The following is a 17,312-nucleotide window of genomic DNA, read 5'->3' as shown; positions in this document are numbered from 1 at the left end:
TCACAAGTGGTCCTGTCCACCGGACCACTTTCGCTTCTAGCGTGCCAGACATGCCGCTCTCCCCCACCGCCTCCGGCGGAGTCCGCGCCGCCGCCGCCATGACCGTGCTCGGCTGCTCCACCGGCGCCACCGCCGGCCTGACCGACTACCCGCTGTACGGCGGGCAGACCCTGCGCTACCTGCTGGCCGCCGCCCTGCTGCTGCCGCTCGCCCGGCGCGGCGGCCCGCTGCGGCCACGGCCGAGCGGCGGCGAGCTCGCCCGGCTCGCGCTGCTGGCCGCCACCGGGCTGTTCGCCTTCAACGTGCTGCTGATCCAGGCACTGCGCCGGACCGACCCGGCGGCGGTCGGCAGCGTGGTCGGCTGCACCCCGCTGCTGCTGGCCGTGCTCGGACCGCTGCTGGCCCGCCGCCGCCCGCAGGCCAGGCTGCTCGCCGCCGCCGCGGTGGTGGTGGCGGGCGCCGCGGTGACCCAGGGCTTCGGGCCCGGCGACCCGCTCGGCTTCCTCCTCGCGCTCGGCACGCTGGCCTGCGAGGCCGCGTTCTCGCTGCTCGCGGTCGACCTGCTCCCCCGGCTGGGCCCGGTACGGGTGTCCGCGTACACCACGGCGCTCGCCGTGCCGATGTTCGGGCTGACCGGCCTGGCCCTGCAGGGCGGCCGGATGCTGCGGGTGCCGACCGCCGGGGAGGCGGCCGCGCTGCTGTACCTCGCGATCCTGCTGACCGTGGTCGCCTTCCTGCTCTGGTACACGGCGCTCGGCCGGCTCGGCCCGGAGCGGGCCGGACTGTTCGCCGGCCTGATCCCAGTCACGGCCGCGCTGTCCGGGGCCGCGCTGGGCACCGGGGGCCTGCACCCGGGCGAGCTGCTCGGCAGCGCACTGGTCGGGCTCGGGGTCTGCGCGGGACTGACGGTGCGTCAGCAGCCTTCGCCGGATGGGCCGGTGGCGGCAGAACACAAGGCGGCCGAGGCGGCGCAGGCACCGGCCGCCCGGTGATCCGACGGTGGGGAACTCCCCACCCCGGATCGGCCCGCTGGCCCGATGGGAACGGACCCCGGGCCCGAACAGACTTCTCCGCATGGGAATCATCAACCGCACGGCCGCCCTGATCGCCGCCGCCACCGCCGTCCTGACCGTCACCGCCCCCACCGCCTTCACCGCGCAGGCCGCGCAGGCCGCGCCCCGCGCCGAGCCGCTCGCCTGGGGCGGCTGCGCCGGCAACGCCGCGCAGCCGCAGCAGCAGTGCGCCACCGTCGCCGTCCCGCTCGACTACCGGCACCCCGACGGGCCACGGATCGACCTCGCGGTCTCCCGGATCGCGAGCGCCAGGCCCGAACTGCGCCGGGGCAGCCTGCTGCTGATCCCCGGCGGACCCGGCGGCACCGGGCTGAACACCCCGTCCGTGGTGCTCGGAAAGCTGCCGCAGGAGGTCCGCGACCGCTACGACCTGATCGGGTTCGACCCTCGCGGCGTCGGACGCAGCACGCCCGTCGACTGCGGGCTGGCGCACGAGGACCTGTCCATGGTGCGGCTGCGCCCGTGGCCCGCCGCCGACGGCTCGATCGACCGGAACACCGCCACCGCCCGCCGGATCGCCGAGGCCTGCCTGCGCAACGGCGGGCCGGTGCTGCGCTCGATCTCCACCGCCAACGAGGCCCGCGACCTCGACCGGATCCGGCAGGCACTCGGCGAGCGCCGGATCTCGGCCTGGGGCGTCTCGTACGGCACCTACGCCGGCGCGGTCTACGCGAGCATGTTCCCGCAGCACACCGACCGGATCCTGCTGGACAGCAACGACGACCCCGACCCGGCGAAGGTCGGCCGCGGCTGGCTGGCCGCGTACGGCACCGGTGTGGAGGACCGGTTCCCGGACTTCGCCGCCTGGGCCGCCGCACCCGGCAACCCGGACCGGCTCGCCGCCACCCCGGAGGAGGTCCGGCCGCTCTTCCTCGGCCTCGCCGCCCGGCTGGACCGTGAGCCGCTGCCCTGGCCCGGGGCCAATCCGGCCGTCCTGGACGGCAACGCGCTGCGCCAGACCATGGTCGAGAGCCTGTACGACGACGAGCGGTTCCCCGCCCTGGCCCGGCTGGTGCTGGGCGGTCTCGGCGCCCGCCCGCTGCCCGCCGTCCAGAGCCCGCCGGACGCCGTCCTGCAGAACACCGTCGCCGTCTCGGTCGGCACCCTGTGCAACGACGTGAGCTGGCCGCGCCCCACCGCCGACTACCCCCGGGCGGTCGCCGAGGAGCGCGCCGCGCACCCGCTGACGGCGGGCATGCCGGCCAACGTGATGCCCTGCGCCTTCTGGCCGCGGCCCACCGAGCCGCCGGTGGCGGTGACCTCCCACGGGCCGTCCAACGTCCTCCTGGTGCAGAACCTGCGCGACCCCGCCACCCCGTACTCCGGCGCGCTGAAGCTGCGGCAGGCCTTCGGCGACCGGGCCCGGATGGTGGCGGTCGACTCCGGTGGGCACGACGCCTACCTGGCCAACGGCAACGCCTGCGGCGACGCGCTGGTGACGGACTTCCTGGTCACCGGACGCCGCCCCGCCACGGACACGCGCTGCCCGGCGGCCGGCTGAGGCCTGTCCGGCAATCCCTACGCCCCGGTGCGTCCCGTGAGACCGAACGCCGACTGGTGGGCCAACCGCCGGTCGGCGTCGGCGCCGAGGGCGCCCAGCAGGTCGTCCAGGGGTAGGAAGACCTCCCACGGCTCCCGGCCGCAGGCCTCGGCCAGCCGGGCGACCACCAGATCCTCCAGGTCGGGCCGGCGGCTGTTCTTCCACACCTTGTCGGCCAGGCTGACCATCAGCTCCTCCAGGCTGATCCCCGGCAGCATCCAGGAGGCGTGGGTGCGGGCATAGCGCGCGTCCCGCTCCGGGACACCGAGTTCGAGCAGCAGCCGGTACCCGGCCTCCTCGTGGGCGTGCCCCGGACCGGTCAGCTCCTCGGGATGGCGGACCTTGCCGAGGTCGTGGGTGGCGGCGCCGAACAGCAGGCCCGCGCGGTCGAGGACCACCTGCGGCCAGTGGGCGCCGATGCCGTCGAGCAGCCGGACGGCCACGTCGTGGACCAGCTCCAGGTGGGCGCGCAGCCGCGGCTGCGCGCCCACCAGCATGAGGAGTTCGGCCGCACGTTCGGGGATCGGGAAAACGACCGGCGCACTGTCAGTCATAGCGGCTAGGGTGCCACGACGTGATCACCCGTGAGACCGTCGACCGCTATCTTCGCCACCTCGGCCTGCCGCACCCCGGTGCCCCCGGCCCGGCCGCCCTGCGGCGCCTGCACCGGGCCCATGTGGAGCGCGTGCCGTACGAGAACCTGGAGATCCAGCTCGGACGGCCGACCTCGATCGACCCCGAGGAGTCGATCGACCGGATCCTGCGCGGCCGCGGCGGGTACTGCTACCACCTCAACGGGGCGTTCGCGGCCCTGCTCGACGCCCTCGGCTACGAGGTCACCTGGCACCTGGCCGGGGTGCACACCCCGATCGACCCGCAGCCGCCGGGCGCCACCGGCAACCACCTGGCGCTGACCGTGCGCTGCGGCAGCGAGCACCTGCTGGTCGACGTCGCGCTCGGCGACGCGCTGTACGAGCCGCTGCCGCTGCGCGAAGGCACCTACCACCAGGCGCAGCTGGACCTCCGGATGGAACCCTCCGAGGCCGTACCGGGCGGCTGGCGGCTGCAGCACGACCCGCGCGGCTCGTTCCTCGGCATGGACTTCGCCCTCGAAGCCGCCGGACCGGCCGACTTCGCCGCCCAGCACGAGTGGCTCTCCACCTCGCCGGACTCGCCGTTCGTCCGTGCGGTGTGTGTCCAGCTCCGGACCGCCGACGGCTACCGCATGCTGCGCGGGCTGGTCCTGATCCGGCTGGACCCGACGGGCCGGCAGGTCCGTGAACTCGGCTCGGCCGACGAGTGGTTCGAGGTCCTGGACACCGAGTTCGGGCTGCCGCTCACCGAGGTCGGCCCGGCGGAACGGGCCGACCTGTGGTCCCGGGCGCACGCCGCCCACCAGGCCTGGAAGCAGGCGCAGGAGAGGGAGAAGGCCGATGCGTAGCACCCCGGTCACCCCGGCCGGCGACCGGATCCGCTGGATCGAACCACCCGGTACCGGCCCCGCCCGGATGTACCTGCACGGGCTGGGCGCGACCTCGCCCGCGAGCTGGTAGCGCACTCGATGGGCGGCGCCTGAGGATCCCCCGGACCTTCCTGTACCCGGCCGACGGCGAGCTGCCCGGGGCGGCCGGTCTGGTCGCGTCGGGCGTCACCGTGGTGGCCGTCCCCGACACCGGGCACACCATCATGCTGGACAACCCGGAGGCGTTCGCCGGTGCGGTCGCCGCATCGAGCGGCGCTGTCTAGGCTGGCGCGCGATGACACTCGACCGACGCACCGTGCTGCGGGCGACCGCCCGGCTGGCCGGGCTGACCGCGGGTTCGGCGATGCTCACCGCCTGCGGAGGCGAGCGCCTCGGACCGGGACCGGTCTCCCCCGCGGCCCGGCTCGGGCCCGCGCAGCCGCCTGCCACCGGCCCGCCCGAGGGCCCCACCGCCGGCCCCACCGCCGCGGCGAACCCGCTGCCCGCACTGCCGCCGCTGGCCGCCGGCACCCCGGCCGAGGTGGTGACCGGGCCGCGCACCCGCCCGCAGCTCGCGCTCACCTTCCACGGGCAGGGCGACCCCGCGATCGCCGAGGCGGTCCTGCGGACGGCCGAGCAGCACGGCACCCGGCTCACCGTGCTGGTGGTCGGCAGCTGGCTGGACGAGCAGCCTCAGATGGCCCGCCGGATCCTCGACGGCGGCCACGAACTGGGCAACCACACCCAGAACCACCGCAACATCTGCGCCCTGCCTGCCGCGCAGGCCCATACGGAGATAGCCGAGTGCGCGGACCGGCTGCTGCGGCTGACCGGCTCGATCGGCCGCTGGTTCCGGCCGTCCTCCGCGCAGTACACCACCGCGACCGTGCGCGAGCAGGCCCGGCTGGTCGGCTACGAGCACTGCCTGTCCTTCGACCTCGACCCGCGCGACTACGCCGACCCCGGGGCCGATCTGGTGCAGCGCCGGGTGCTGGGCGCCGTCAGGGCCGGCTCGGTGGTGGCCCTGCACCTCGGCCACCGGGGTACCGCCGACGCCCTCCCCGCGATCCTCGCGGGCCTCGACACCCGCGGTCTGACGGCGGTGACGGCCAGCCAGCTCTGCAGCTGACCTCCTCCCGCGGCCCGCTCAGCCGAGCGGGTCGTCGTCCCCGTACGGGCGCAGCCGCAGGGTCCGGGCGTCGGCCGCGCGGATCTCCTCGGCCCGGGCGACCAGCTGCTCCAGGTTGTCCCGGCCGGCATGGATGAACCGCCCGTGCAGCGCGTCGAACCGGCCGCGGGCGGCGTCGACCGTGACGGCCACCACGTACGGGACGGAGCCCCACTCCTTCATGCCCGCGAACATCGGCATCCCGGCCGTCATGTCGGTGGCCACCGCGCCGGGGCTGATGTCCAGCACCACCACGCCGTGCTCGCCGACCGAGTCGGCGATGTTGTCGGAGAGCCGGAGCAGCGCGCCCTTGGAGGTCGCGTACGCCGTGTAGCGGCCGTCCGGGCGCAGGGCGAAGCCCGAGTTGAGGTTGATCACCCGGCCGCGGCGGCGCGCCACCATCCCGGGCAGCACGCTGCGCAGCAGGTTGTACGGGCCGCGCAGGTTGGTCTCCACCACCTGCCACCACTGGGTGGGGTCGGTCTCCCAGAGCGGCACCTCGGCCGGGTCGACCTGGCCCGCGTTGTTGACCAGCAGGTCCACCGGGCCGAGGTCGCGTTCGACCGCGCGGACCGCCTCCCGGACGGCGCCCGGCCTGGTCACGTCGGCGGTGACGGCGACGCCCCGGGCGCCGTGCCGGGCGCACACCTTGAGGGTGTCGATCAACGCCTCGTGGCTGCGGCCGATCAGGCCCACCGACATGCCCTCGGCGGCCAGCCCGACGGAGATCTCCCGCCCGATCCCCCGCCCCGCCCCGGTGACCAGCGCGACCTGGCCGACCAGCGATCCCGTCGCCATCCCTGTGCCTCCTCGGTTGTCCGCATTCTCGCGCCGTCCGGACACCGTGCGGGGGAGCACGCCCGGGGCCGGGGGCGCACCACCCGGACGGCGCAGCGAGCCCGGTCCGCCGCCCGGGAGCGCCCGGAGGTGAACGTGCGTTAAGCGGGGTAGTACCGTCGTCCGGGCGGCACACCGGGCCACAACGCCAGGTGCTCCGTCCGCAGAGCAGCCGGCTGGGTCACCCCCAGCACCACCGTGAAGGGCAACTGAGTGAGTGACATCGCGCGCGTCGGAGTGATCGGCTGCGGCCTGATGGGGTCGGGCATCGCCGAGGTCTTCGCCCGCTCCGGCCTCGACGTCCTGGTCTCCGAGGCCAGTGGCGAGGCCCTGGAGTTCGGCCGTACCCGGCTGACCAACTCCCTGGAGACCGCGGTCAAGCGCGGCAAGCTGAGCGAGGAGCAGCGGGACGAGGCCCTGGCCCGGCTCTCCTTCACCACCGACCTCGCCGACTTCGCCGACCGCGACCTGGTGGTCGAGGCCGTCGCCGAGCGCGAGGACATCAAGGTCCAGATCTTCCAGACCCTGGACCAGGTGGTCCAGCGCCGGGACGCGATCCTGGCCTCGAACACCTCCTCCATCCCGATCGTGAAGCTGGCCGCCGCCACCTCCCGCCCGGAGCAGGTCATCGGCCTGCACTTCTTCAACCCGGCGCCGGTGCAGAAGCTGGTCGAGGTCATCCCGACCCTGACCACCTCCGCCGAGACCACCGCCCGGATCGAGGAGTTCGCCGTCCAGGTGCTGGGCAAGGAGCCGATCCGCGCCCGTGACCGGGCCGGTTTCGTGGTCAACGCCCTGCTGGTGCCGTACCTGCTCTCCGCGGTCCGGATGTTCGAGACCGGCGTCGCCACCGCCGCCGACATCGACAAGGGCATGGAGGCCGGCTGCGCCCACCCGATGGGCCCGCTGCGGCTGTGCGACCTGATCGGCCTCGACACCATCGTCTCGATCGCCGAGTCGATGTACGAGGAGTACAAGGAGCCGCTGTACGCCGCTCCCCCGCTGCTCTCCCGGATGGTCGACGCGGGCCTGCTGGGCCGCAAGTCCGGCCGCGGCTTCTACGACTACACCGCGACGGCCTGACCTCGCGCGCGGGGCGGCGGCCCGGCCCGGACCTCGGTCCGCGCCGGGCCGCCCGCTTCGGCCGCCGGGTCGACGCGGCCCTCGGGGTGGTGGGAGTCTCGTAGGGGGGCCGTCTCACCGGCTGGAGGTGGCGGCGATGGAGATCGTGCTGGTCACAGGCGGTACCGGGCATCTGGGCCGGGACGTGGTGGCCCGGCTGAAACCGAAGTGCCGGGTGCGGGTGCTGGCCAGGTCGCCGGGGGACGACGAAGGCGTGGAGTGGGTCCGGGGTGATCTCGCCACCGGGGTCGGGGTCGCCGAAGCGGTGTCGGGGGTGTCGTCCGTGGTGCACGCGGCGACGTACTCCCCCGCCGCGCAGCGCGGCTACCTGCGGCCGGCGGACCTCTGGCGCAGCCCGCCGGAGGTGGATGTGGACGGCACCCTACGGCTGCTGGAGGCGGCCGCCCGGGAAGGGGTCGGGCACCTCGCGTACATCTCGATCGTGGGTGTGGACCGGCCGCGCGGGCCGTACCTGCGGATGAAGCTCACGGCCGAGGAGCTGGTGCGGGAGTCCGGGGTGCCGTGGTCGATCCTGCGGGCCACGCAGTTCCACTGGCTGGTCGACCGGATGCTGGGCAAGGCGGCCAGGCTGCCGGTGCTGCCGCTGCCCACCCGGCTGCCGACCCAGCCGGCGGACTCGGGGGACTTCGCGGAGTACGTCGCCGAGTGCGTGGCCGGTGGCCCGGCGGGGCGGTGCGAGGACTTCGCCGGGCCCGAGGTGCTGACCCTGGGCGAGCTGGTCGACCAGTGGCAGTGGGCGCGCGGGCGGCCCCGCAGGGTGCTGAACCTTCCCGCGCCTGCCGGCCTGATGCGGGCCGGGTACATGATGACCGCGCCGCACGGGCGCCGCGGCACCACCAGCTGGTCCGCGTGGCTGGGCGCGCACGGGCCGCAGTGAGCGCGGCGGTGTCCGGGAACGTGACGGGACCCGGGAGCGGTATCCGGCTCCCGGGCCCCTGAGGTGCCACCCAATTGTTCGCGCCGGCACGTTTAAGAGCAGCGGATCATTTTCACAGTGCCGTGTTCTGCCTTTGAACTACCGTGCCAGGAGGAGAGGCACAGGCGGGACTTGAACCCGCATCCGACGCTTCGGTCCGCGCCCGGTCGATCCGGCGCTCGGTGACGAATACTGAGACTGGAGCGAGAGTCTGAGTTTCAAGGGGCTGCCTCTCCCGCTTGGGCCACCCCGGCCTGTGGTGCCGGGGGGAGGATTCGAACCTCCACCGTTACCCCTGTGTCAGCTTCAACATCAGTGTCAGCTTGCGCTGTTGCCAGCGCACCCCTTCGCTCGCACGAGGGGCGATCAGGAGACTACCCGAACAGGTAGCCGAAGACGGCGTCGCCGGCGCGCCGGTCGGTGACCTCGGCGCCGTTGGCCTCCTCACGGGCGAACTGCACGGCCTGCTGCAGCTTCTCGACCCGCTCGACCAGTTCGTTCACCCGTCGGGCCGGGAGCGCGCCGGAGAACTTCACCGTGGTCCAGTACCCCACCGGGACGTCCTCGTAGTACACCTCGACCTGGGCGGGGTGCTTCTCGGTCGCCTCGGCCTTGACGTGGTTGCGGGGCACCTTCTTGGTCCGGATGGTGCGGACGGCGTCGGTCTTCCAGGAGTCGGTGGACGGGTCGAGGTTCCAGGCCTCCGAGGCGTCCAGCACCGGCAGCTTGCGGACGAAGGTGTACAGGTCCGCGAGCTGCTTCTCCAGGAAGAGCAGGTAGGTGACCGGCACGTCCTTGATCAGCGGGCGCCCGTCGACGACCACGTCGGCCCGGGCCGAGCAGTTGGCCCAGTCCTTGGTGGCGGTGACGTCGAACAGCCGGGTGAGCGAGGTGGCGGTGGCCCGCAGGATGTCCTCGGCCTTGACCTGGACCCGGGTCGACTCCGGCGGGAGCTGCTCGCCCTCCTCGTCCTTGGGCTGGTACGTGCGGGAGATGCCCGCCAGCAGAGCCGGCTTCTGCAGACCGTGATGAGCCTGCGTCAGCTCCTGGAAGGACTTGGACTTGACGCCCTTTTCGACCGCGATGATCTGGTTGAGTTTCGCCACGTCCGAGAGGCTATCAGCGACCTGACGAACCGCAGTACGATTATCCGCTCGCGGCCATGGCCGCCGGATGGCCGGCCCGGTCCTCCGAGGCGGCGATGTGCCGGGCCACGATCTCCGCGTCCCTCCCCGCGCCGCCGACCAGCATCGAGCTGAACGCCCGCTGGAAGGCGAGCCCGGCGAAGTACAGCCCGGGCGAACCGGTGGCCACACCGTTGTGCTCCAGCGGCCAGCCGTCCGCGCCGACCACCGGCAGGTCGATCCAGCCGAAGTCCTGCCGGAACCCGGTGCACCAGACCACGTTGGCCACCTCCAGCACCCGGCCGCCGTCCAGCACCGGCAGCCCGTCCTGGACCCCGGCCATCCGTTCGGCGACCCGCTCCACGCCCGCGGCGGCGAGATCGGCGGCCTTGAACCGCAGCAGCGGGGCCCCGTGGGTGCGGATCTCCGGCCGCGCCGCGCGGCCGAGCGGGTTGCCGGTGGTGAGCAGCCTGCTCGCGACCTGCCAGAGCACCGGGAAGACCAAGCGCATGTACCGGGCTTCGAGCCGGAACGGCAGGTGCCCGGTGTCCCGCCCGCAGAGCACCGTGGGGTGCCGGGCGGCCACCTCGTACGCGATGTCCGCACCGGAGTGCGACGCGCCGACCACCAGCACCGGTCCGTCGCGCAGCTGGGCCTCGTTCTTGTACCGGCAGGAGTGCAGCTGGCGGATCTCCGGGCGGAGCTCGGCGGCGAACCCGGGGGTGTGCGGGGTGCGGCCGAAGGTGCCGGTGGCGACCACCACGTTGGCGGCCCGCAGATCGCCGTCGTCGGTGGTGACCAGGTACCCGGCGCCGTCCGCGGAGAGGCGGGAGACCCGGGTGCCGGTGCGGACCGGCAGCCGGAAGCGTTCGGCGTACGCGGCGAGGTAGTCGCTCACCTCGTCCTTGGTCGGGAAGGACCAGGCCGGTGCCGGGAAGGGCAGGCCGGGCAGGCCGTCGTAGCGGGCGGGGCTGTACAGACGCAGCGAGTCCCAGTGCGAGCGCCAGTTGTCACCGATCCGCGGGTTGGCGTCCAGGATCACGAACTTCCGTCCCCGCCGGGCCAGGTGGTAGCCGACGCTCAGTCCCGCCTGGCCGCCACCGATGATCACCGTGTCGTACGGTTCCGTGCTCATGACTCCTCCTGTCCTGCGGCTCCTGGGCGGTCTGGCGCAACCGGTCCGACGAGTGCGAGCACCCGCCGCAGCAGCCGTTCGGCCTCGCCGAGGCGGCCGCGGTCCGCGCACCGGGCGGCGGTCCGCAGGGCGGCCTCCGCCTCGCGGTACCCGTCGGCGCTCCGCGGGGCGGGCGCCGACGGACGGTCGGTCTCCATCACCGGCTCCCAGGCTCGATCTGTCCCGACTCCGACGTTACGCAGCGGCCCGGGGCCGCCGCATCGGCAGAACCACCCAGACCGGCCCGGCGCGGATGGGCAGTTGTGTGCAGCCGGGAGGGCTATGCCGCGGGGTGGCCGTGCGGGGGCTGGGCCAGCCCGTGGCCGAAGGCGTACGCCGCCGCCGCGGTGCGCGAGCCCACGTCGAGCTTGGCGAGGATGTTGCTGAGGTGCCGCGCGACGGTCTTCTCGCTGAGGTGCAGCTCCCGGGCGATCGCCTGGTTGGTCCGGCCCTCGGCGACCAGCCGCACCACCTCGACCTCGCGCGCGGTGAGCGGGGCGGACTCGGCCGGGCCGGCGGTGAGCCGCGCGACGAGGGCACGGTCGGGCACCGCGCCGAGCCGGTGGAAGGCCTCGGCGGCGGAGTCGAGCTCGACGGTGGCGGAGTCCTCGTCGCCCACCGACCGGCAGGCCCGGGCCACCAGCACCTGGGCGCGGGCCGCCTGGTAGGGGACGTCCAGCTCCCGCCACAGCCGCCAGGCCCGTCGGGCGGCGCCGAGTGCGGCCGGCGCGTCGCCCTCGGCCAGAGCGGTGGCGGCCCGGGCGTGGGCGGCGTGCGCGTGCAGGGCCGTCCGGTCGAGTGCCGCCGCGATGGCGGCCAGCTCGGCGGCGTCCTCCCGCGCGGTGTCGGTGTCGCCGGTGGCCAGCGCGATCTCGACGGCCGCGGGAAGCAGCCGGGCGCGGGCCGACCGCTCGACCGCCTCGGCGAGGGCCCGGCGGATACCGCCGACGGCGGGCTCGGGCCGGTGCTGGGCGAGGCGGAGCAGGGCGAGTCCCGGCTGGGCGTCGCAGCCGTACCGCCCGGCCCGGGTGTAGGTCTCGTCGGCGGCGTCCCACTCGCCGCGCAGCCGGTGTATCTCGCCGAGCTGGTAGTAGGCCGCGCCGGCCAGGAACTCTCCGAAGCCCTGGGTCAGCCGTTCGCAGGCGGTACGGGCCTGGAGGGCCGCATTCGGCCAGTCGCCGACCAGCTGCAGCAGTTCCGAGCGGTGCACCAGGCAGATGCCCGAGTAGCCGCCGGTGAACTGCGGCCGGGCGTCGGCCCAGCTGTCCAGCGCCGAGATCCACTCCTTGGCCCGCCGCAGTTCCTGCAGGTCCCGGCAGGCCGCGATCACCATGCAGTAGACCCAGCCGGTCATCCGGGGTGAGGTCTCGCCGGCCGTGACGGCGACCATCGCCTCGTCCAGCAGGGCGAGGCCCTCCTCGATCCGCTCCTGCCTGATCCGGGCCCGGCCCTGGATCTGGGCCGCGGCGGTGGCCAGGTCGCGGTCACCGGACCGGATCGCCGGCTCCAGCGCCCTGGCCGCGGTCGCGTAGGCGGCCGCGCAGTCGCCGCGGTCGAGCTGCCGGTCGGCCTCGGGGAGCAGCAGGTAACCCTCCTCCACGCACCCGGGCCGCTCCTCGGCGAGCCGGGCGGCCCGGGCCAGCCAGCCGCCGGCGTGGGCGTACTCGCCCCGCATGGTCAGTACCTCGTACAGCCAGAACGCGGACCGCAGGGCGTCGCCGACGTCGCCGGCGGCCGCCCGGGCGAGGTAGGCGCGGCGCAGCAGCTCGGTCGCCTCCGCGCCCCGGCCCAGGATGTGCGCGGCCTCGGCGTACGCGTCGAGGTCGGCGAGCTCCAGCGGGGCGAGCCGGTCGGCGGCGGCGAACCGCTCACAGGCGTCACCCCAGGCGTGCAGGCGGTGCGACCGCCTGGCGGCGGTGAGTGCGGTGGCCACGTCCATGGGTGCCTCCGGCCTGCGGAGCGCCGGCAGGGCCGGTGAAACGCCCTGTCGGCACCATTACACCGCGTCGCCCGGCCCCGCGTCGTGCGGGGCCGGGCGGCGCGGTGGCGGGGTTCAGCTGTTGATGCTGTAGGGGTCGCCGTAGACCTTCCACTTGAGCGGCGGGTTGAGGTCGAAGTTCCTGGCGTTGAGGAAGACCAGCTGCTCGGTGTCGACCCTGCTGGTGTCGGCGTGCGCCTCCTCCTTCTTCATGACCACCTTGCGGGCGTCCATGAAGGCCTTGAGGTAGGCGCTCTCGTCGCCGCCCTGGGCCGGGGACTTGGCCTTCTTGAGCGCGGCCTTGCGGATGCCGCCGAAGCTGTCGGAGTCGGTGCCGGGGCCGTGCATGACGATGGCGTCGTAGTAGACGAACTGGCCGAGCGCGCGCAGCCCGTCCGCCTTGGCCTGCTGGACGGCGGGGTTGAAGTAGACGCGGTCGCGCTCGTCGTTCTGGGCCTTCTGGAACACGGTGTCCTTGGCGGCGGTCGCCCAGTCCTTCTCGAAGGCGGAGCCGAGGCCGGAGTGCGACTCGGAGCCGTTGACCTTGCGCAGCGCGGGCAGGTACTTGGCGAGGATGTTGCCGGGCTTGAGGTCGGTGTAGTGCTCGACCAGGTCGAGCATGTCGCCGGTGCCGGAGCAGAAGCCGATGATGCCGGCCGTGTAGCCGCGCCCGTCGCCGATGTCCTCGATGTACTTGTACTGGGCCTTCCAGTCCAGTGAGGAGTTCTCCGCGCTGGACACCAGCTGCATCGCGATGTCCTTCTTGTGGGCGTCGTCCAGACCCACGCCCGCCACCGAGACCACCGAGGTCTCGGCGGCGTGTCCGACACCGGCGGTGGCGACCGCGAGCGGGACGGCGGCGAGGACGATCGCCAACGCGGTACGGGCGGTGCGGTGTTGAGATGCCATGTGACGCTCCGTCTGCCGGCTGCGGGCATGGAGGAACCCGCAGTTCGAGTTAGGAAACTTTCCTAACTGATTGAAGCGCTCCTGACACCCCACCCGCAAGACCCATACCGCAGAAAGGAGTTGATCGACATCCCGGCCCCCGCGCCGCCACCGTGCCGCCATGGGCCCCCGCACCACCGACCACCTGCACCGATGGCCCGTTCCATGCCGCCGCCGGGCCCTGCCGCCGCTCGGGCCCTGCTGCGGTTCGCCCGAAACGCCGCAGGGCCCCGCCCCCGGAACGAGTCCGGGGACGGGGCCCTGCCAGGCCGTCGGGCGCCGTCAGGCGCCGCGCAGCACCGCGCCGGTGCGCGTCCCCGCCGCCGCGACGGCGTTCGCGCGGGCGGCCGAGGCCTCGTCCGCGGTCAGCGTGCGGTCGGTGGCGCGGAACCGCAGCGAGTACGCCAGCGACTTCTTGCCCTCGCCCGCCTGCTCGCCGGTGAAGACGTCGAACAGCCGGATGGCCTCCAGGAGTTCGCCCGCACCGTCGCGCAGCGCGGACTCGACCTCGGCGGCCGGGACGGCGGCGTCGACGATCAGCGCGACGTCCTGGGTGGCCACCGGGTAGGAGGACACCGCCGGTCCGCCGACCCGCTGCCCGCCGTCGGCGAAGAGCAGGTCCACGTCGATCTCCATCGCCGCGGTGCGCTCGGGCAGGTGCAGCGCCTTGATCACCCGCGGGTGCAGCTCACCGGCGTGGCCGACCACGCGCTCGCCGACCAGCAGCTCGGCGCACCGGCCCGGGTGCCACGGGGCCCGCTGGGCCTGCCGGACGGTCAGCTCGACGTTGGCCGCGCGGGCCACCGTACGGGCCGCCTCGACGGCGTCCGCCCAGCTCGCGCCCGCGCCCTTGCCCCACCAGCCGGACGGCAGCCGCTCGCCCGCGAGGGCGACGGCGATCCGGCGCGGCTGGTCCGGCAGCGCGGCGTCCAGCTCGGCCAGCTCGGCCTCGGTCGGACGGCGGTCCACCGGCAGCCGCGGGGCCACCTTGAGCTCCGCCTTCGGCAGGAACACCGTGCCGGTCTCGAAGACCGCCAGGTCGGTGTTGCCGCGGCCGATGTTGCGGCGCAGGGCGCCGAGCAGCCCGGGCAGCAGCGTGGTGCGCAGGCCCGGCTCCTCGTCGTTGAGCGGGTTGACCAGCGTCACCGTCCGGCGGCGCTCGTCGTCCTGCTCGAAGCCGAGGGCGTCCAGCACGGCCTCGCCGATGAACGGGTAGTTGTTCACCTCGACGTAGCCAGCCCCGGCCAGCGCCACACCGGCCCGGCGGTGGAAGCGCTGGGCCTCGGTCAGCCCGCGGCCCGGCGGGACGGTGGGCATCCGGGCGGGGACGTTGTCGTAGCCCTCCAGCCGGATGACCTCCTCCGCGAGGTCGTACGGGTCGGTGAGGTCGGGCCGCCAGGTCGGCGGGGTGACCTCCAGGATGTCGGTGCCCACGACGGAGCAGCCGATCTCCTGCAGGCGCCGGGTGACGGTCTCGCGGCCGTACCCGGTGCCGGCGACCCGGTCCGGGAGGTCCGCGTCGATGGCGATGGTGCGCAGCGGGTGCGGGGCCGCGATGTCGGTGACCCCGGCCTCGGCGGTGCCGCCGGCGATCAGGACCAGCAGGTCGACGGCGCGCTGGGCGGCGGCGCGGGCGGCCTCCGGGTCGACACCGCGCTCGAAGCGCTTGGACGCCTCGGAGGGCAGCTTGTGCCGCTTCGCGGAACGGGCGATGCTGATCGGCTCGAAGTGCGCGGCCTCGATGATCACCTCGGTGGAGCCGCTGACCAGACCGGTCTCCGGGTCCAGGACCGGGTCGAGGATCTCGGTGGTGGAGCCGCCCATGACGCCGGCCAGGCCGATCGGGCCGCTGTTGTCGCAGATCAGCAGGTCCTCGGTGGACAGCTTGCGGGTGACCCCGTCCAGCGTGGTGAGGGTCTCCCCCTCGGCCGCGCGGCGGACCTGGATCGGGCCGTCCACCCGGTCGCGGTCGTAGGCGTGCAGCGGCTGGCCGACCTCCAGCATCACGTAGTTCGTGATGTCGACGGTCAGCGAGATCGGGCGGATGCCCGACTTCTGCAGCCGGCGCTGCAGCCAGATCGGGGACTTCGCGGCCGGGTCCACACCGGTGACGGTGCGGGCCACGAAGCGGTCGCAGCCGGCCGGGTCGGCGACCTTGACCAGGTGGCCGTAGGAGTTGGCCGGGGGGACGTCCAGCAGCGCCGGGTCGGCCAGCGGCAGCCCGTACGCGGCGGCGGCCTCGCGGGCCACACCGCGCATGGACAGGCAGTAGCCGCGGTCCGGGGTGACCGCGATGTCCAGCACCTCGTCGACCAGCTGGAGCAGCTCGATCGCGTCGGTGCCGGGCTCGTACTCGGGCGGCAGCACGATGATGCCGTCGTGGTCGTCGCCCATGCCCAGCTCGCGGGCGGAGCAGATCATGCCGGCCGAGGTGTGGCCGTAGGTCTGCCGCGCGGAGATCGGGAACGGGCCGGGCAGCACGGCGCCCGGCAGGACCACGACGACCTTGTCGCCGACGGCGAAGTTGGTCGCGCCGCAGACGATCTCCTGCGGCTCGCCGGTGCCGTTGGCGTCGCCGACGTTGACGAAGCAGTGCCGGATCGGCTTCTTGAACCCGGTCAGCGTCTCGATGGAGAGGACCTGGCCGACCACCAGCGGGCCCTTGAGGTCGGCGCCGAGCTGCTCGACGGTCTCGACCTCGAGGCCGGCCCGGACCAGGCGGGCCGCCACGTCGCGGCCGGTCTCACCCGCCGGAAGGTCGACGTACTCGCGCAGCCAGGAGAGCGGGACGCGCATCAGATCTCCATCCCGAACGGGAGGGTGAAGCGGACGTCACCCTCGACCATGTCGCGCATGTCGGCGACGTTGTGGCGGTTCATCAGGATTCGCTCCAGGCCCAGGCCGAAGGCGAACCCGCTGTAGCGGCTCGGGTCGACGCCGCAGGCGACCAGCACCCGCGGGTTGACGACGCCGCAGCCGCCGAGCTCGATCCAGCCCTCGGAGGAGCAGGTCCGGCACGGGCGGTCCGGGTTGCCGACGCTCTCGCCCCGGCAGACGAAGCACTGCAGGTCGATCTCGGCGCTCGGCTCGGTGAACGGGAAGTACGAGGGCCGCCAGCGCAGCTCCAGGCCGTCGCCGATGAGCTTGGACACCAGCTGCTCGATGGTGCCCTTGAGGTCGGCGAAGGTGATGCCCTCGTCCACCGCCAGGCCCTCGACCTGCCGGAAGACCGGGGTGTGGGTGGCGTCCAGCTCGTCGGTCCGGTAGACCCGGCCGGGGCAGACCACGTAGATGGGGGGCTCGCGGTCGAGCATGGTGCGGGCCTGGACCGGGGAGGTCTGGGTGCGCAGCACCACGCCGGAGTCCGGCGTGCCGTCCGGGGCCTGGACGAAGAAGGTGTCCTGCATCGAGCGGGCCGGGTGGTCCTGGTGCAGGTTGAGGGCGTCGAAGTTGAGCCACTCGGCCTCCACCTCGGGGCCCTCGGCGACCTCGTAGCCCATGGCCACGAAGGTGTCCTCGATCCGCTCGGCCAGCGTGGTCAGCGGGTGCCGGGCGCCGCGCGGGGCGCGGTCGTACGGCAGCGTGACGTCCACCGCCTCCTCGACCAGCACCCGGGCGTCCCGCTCCGCCTCCAGCTCGACCTGGCGCCGGGCCAGCGCCTGGTTGACGGCGCCGCGGGCCTGACCGATCAGCTTGCCGGCCGCCGCCTTGGCGTGCGGCGGCAGTGCGCCGATCTCACGGTTGGCCAGCGACAGCGGGGAGCGGTCGCCGGTGTGGGCGACCTTGGCGGCCTTGAGCTCGTCGAGGCTGCCGGCCGCGGCGAAGGCCGCGACCGCCTCGTCCCGGGCCTGCTCCACCACCTCGGGCTTGAGTGCCTCGACCTCTACCGGGTCGTACGACTTATTGGGTGCCGACATCTCTATCTTTCCCGTGCTCCTGCTGGTGAAGG

15 protein-coding genes are annotated in these 17,312 nt (G+C 73.9%); 6 read left to right on the top strand and 9 right to left on the bottom strand.

What is annotated here, in order from left to right:
• Positions 1–50: 50 nt before the first annotated feature.
• Complete coding sequence (locus tag OG871_RS31115) at positions 51–992, top strand: EamA family transporter (protein ID WP_371501325.1); 942 nt, start codon at positions 51–53, stop codon at positions 990–992.
• A gap of 82 nt (positions 993–1,074) precedes the next feature.
• Positions 1,075–2,574: an alpha/beta hydrolase gene (locus OG871_RS31110; RefSeq protein WP_371501324.1), complete on the top strand. Its 1,500-nt coding sequence runs from the start codon at positions 1,075–1,077 to the stop codon at positions 2,572–2,574.
• 17 nt (positions 2,575–2,591) lie between these two features.
• Here the strand turns inward: OG871_RS31110 and OG871_RS31105 are convergent, their stop codons facing one another.
• The gene (locus OG871_RS31105; RefSeq protein ID WP_371501323.1) at positions 2,592–3,167 is read right to left on the bottom strand and encodes an HD domain-containing protein; all 576 of its coding nucleotides are present in this window, start codon (positions 3,165–3,167) and stop codon (positions 2,592–2,594) included.
• A gap of 20 nt (positions 3,168–3,187) precedes the next feature.
• Between OG871_RS31105 and OG871_RS31100 the strand changes: the two genes are divergently transcribed.
• Both OG871_RS31100 and OG871_RS31095 read left to right on the top strand, forming a co-directional pair.
• Positions 3,188–4,054 (top strand): arylamine N-acetyltransferase, encoded by an 867-nt coding sequence (locus tag OG871_RS31100; RefSeq protein ID WP_371501322.1) that lies wholly within the window; start codon positions 3,188–3,190, stop codon positions 4,052–4,054.
• A 316-nt stretch (positions 4,055–4,370) separates the two neighbouring features.
• Entirely contained in the window at positions 4,371–5,204 is an 834-nt protein-coding gene (locus OG871_RS31095; protein ID WP_371501321.1) for a polysaccharide deacetylase family protein, read from the top strand.
• A gap of 18 nt (positions 5,205–5,222) precedes the next feature.
• Here OG871_RS31095 and OG871_RS31090 read toward each other — a convergent pair whose 3' ends face one another.
• Positions 5,223–6,041, bottom strand: a complete 819-nt coding sequence (locus OG871_RS31090; RefSeq protein ID WP_371501320.1) for an SDR family NAD(P)-dependent oxidoreductase — start codon at positions 6,039–6,041, stop codon at positions 5,223–5,225.
• 252 nt (positions 6,042–6,293) lie between these two features.
• On the opposite strand from OG871_RS31090, the gene OG871_RS31085 reads away from it, so the two are divergent.
• Positions 6,294–7,163 carry a 3-hydroxybutyryl-CoA dehydrogenase gene (locus OG871_RS31085; protein WP_371501319.1) on the top strand — a complete coding sequence of 290 codons (870 nt, stop codon included), beginning with the start codon at positions 6,294–6,296 and terminating at the stop codon, positions 7,161–7,163.
• A 136-nt stretch (positions 7,164–7,299) separates the two neighbouring features.
• Complete coding sequence (locus OG871_RS31080; RefSeq protein ID WP_371501318.1) at positions 7,300–8,100, top strand: SDR family oxidoreductase; 801 nt, start codon at positions 7,300–7,302, stop codon at positions 8,098–8,100.
• A gap of 413 nt (positions 8,101–8,513) precedes the next feature.
• Here the strand turns inward: OG871_RS31080 and OG871_RS31075 are convergent, their stop codons facing one another.
• The 7 genes from OG871_RS31075 to pheS all read right to left on the bottom strand — a co-directional run bounded on the left by OG871_RS31075 (position 8,514) and on the right by pheS (position 17,280).
• Complete coding sequence (locus tag OG871_RS31075) at positions 8,514–9,245, bottom strand: hypothetical protein (RefSeq protein WP_371501317.1); 732 nt, start codon at positions 9,243–9,245, stop codon at positions 8,514–8,516.
• Positions 9,246–9,285: 40 nt separating this feature from the next.
• Complete coding sequence (locus tag OG871_RS31070; protein ID WP_371501316.1) at positions 9,286–10,398, bottom strand: flavin-containing monooxygenase; 1,113 nt, start codon at positions 10,396–10,398, stop codon at positions 9,286–9,288.
• The gene (locus OG871_RS31065) at positions 10,395–10,595 is read right to left on the bottom strand and encodes a hypothetical protein (RefSeq protein ID WP_371501315.1); all 201 of its coding nucleotides are present in this window, start codon (positions 10,593–10,595) and stop codon (positions 10,395–10,397) included. Before OG871_RS31065 ends, OG871_RS31070 begins: the two co-directional genes overlap by 4 nt.
• Before the next feature lie 122 nt (positions 10,596–10,717).
• Positions 10,718–12,376, bottom strand: a complete 1,659-nt coding sequence (locus OG871_RS31060; RefSeq protein WP_371501314.1) for a LuxR C-terminal-related transcriptional regulator — start codon at positions 12,374–12,376, stop codon at positions 10,718–10,720.
• Between the two features lie 114 nt (positions 12,377–12,490).
• Complete coding sequence (locus tag OG871_RS31055; RefSeq protein WP_371501313.1) at positions 12,491–13,324, bottom strand: chitosanase; 834 nt, start codon at positions 13,322–13,324, stop codon at positions 12,491–12,493.
• Positions 13,325–13,645: 321 nt separating this feature from the next.
• Positions 13,646–16,159 (bottom strand): phenylalanine--tRNA ligase subunit beta, encoded by a 2,514-nt coding sequence (pheT, locus tag OG871_RS31050; RefSeq protein ID WP_371501312.1) that lies wholly within the window; start codon positions 16,157–16,159, stop codon positions 13,646–13,648.
• Positions 16,159–17,280 (bottom strand): phenylalanine--tRNA ligase subunit alpha, encoded by a 1,122-nt coding sequence (gene pheS / locus OG871_RS31045; protein WP_371501311.1) that lies wholly within the window; start codon positions 17,278–17,280, stop codon positions 16,159–16,161. Before pheS ends, pheT begins: the two co-directional genes overlap by 1 nt.
• Between the last annotated feature and the right edge of the window lie 32 nt (positions 17,281–17,312).

The sequence above is a fragment of the Kitasatospora sp. NBC_00374 genome (assembly GCF_041434935.1).
Taxonomy (GTDB): Bacteria; Actinomycetota; Actinomycetes; order Streptomycetales; family Streptomycetaceae; genus Kitasatospora.
Note: the sequence above shows the minus strand (reverse complement) of the source record. Positions and strands in the feature narration are given on the sequence as shown.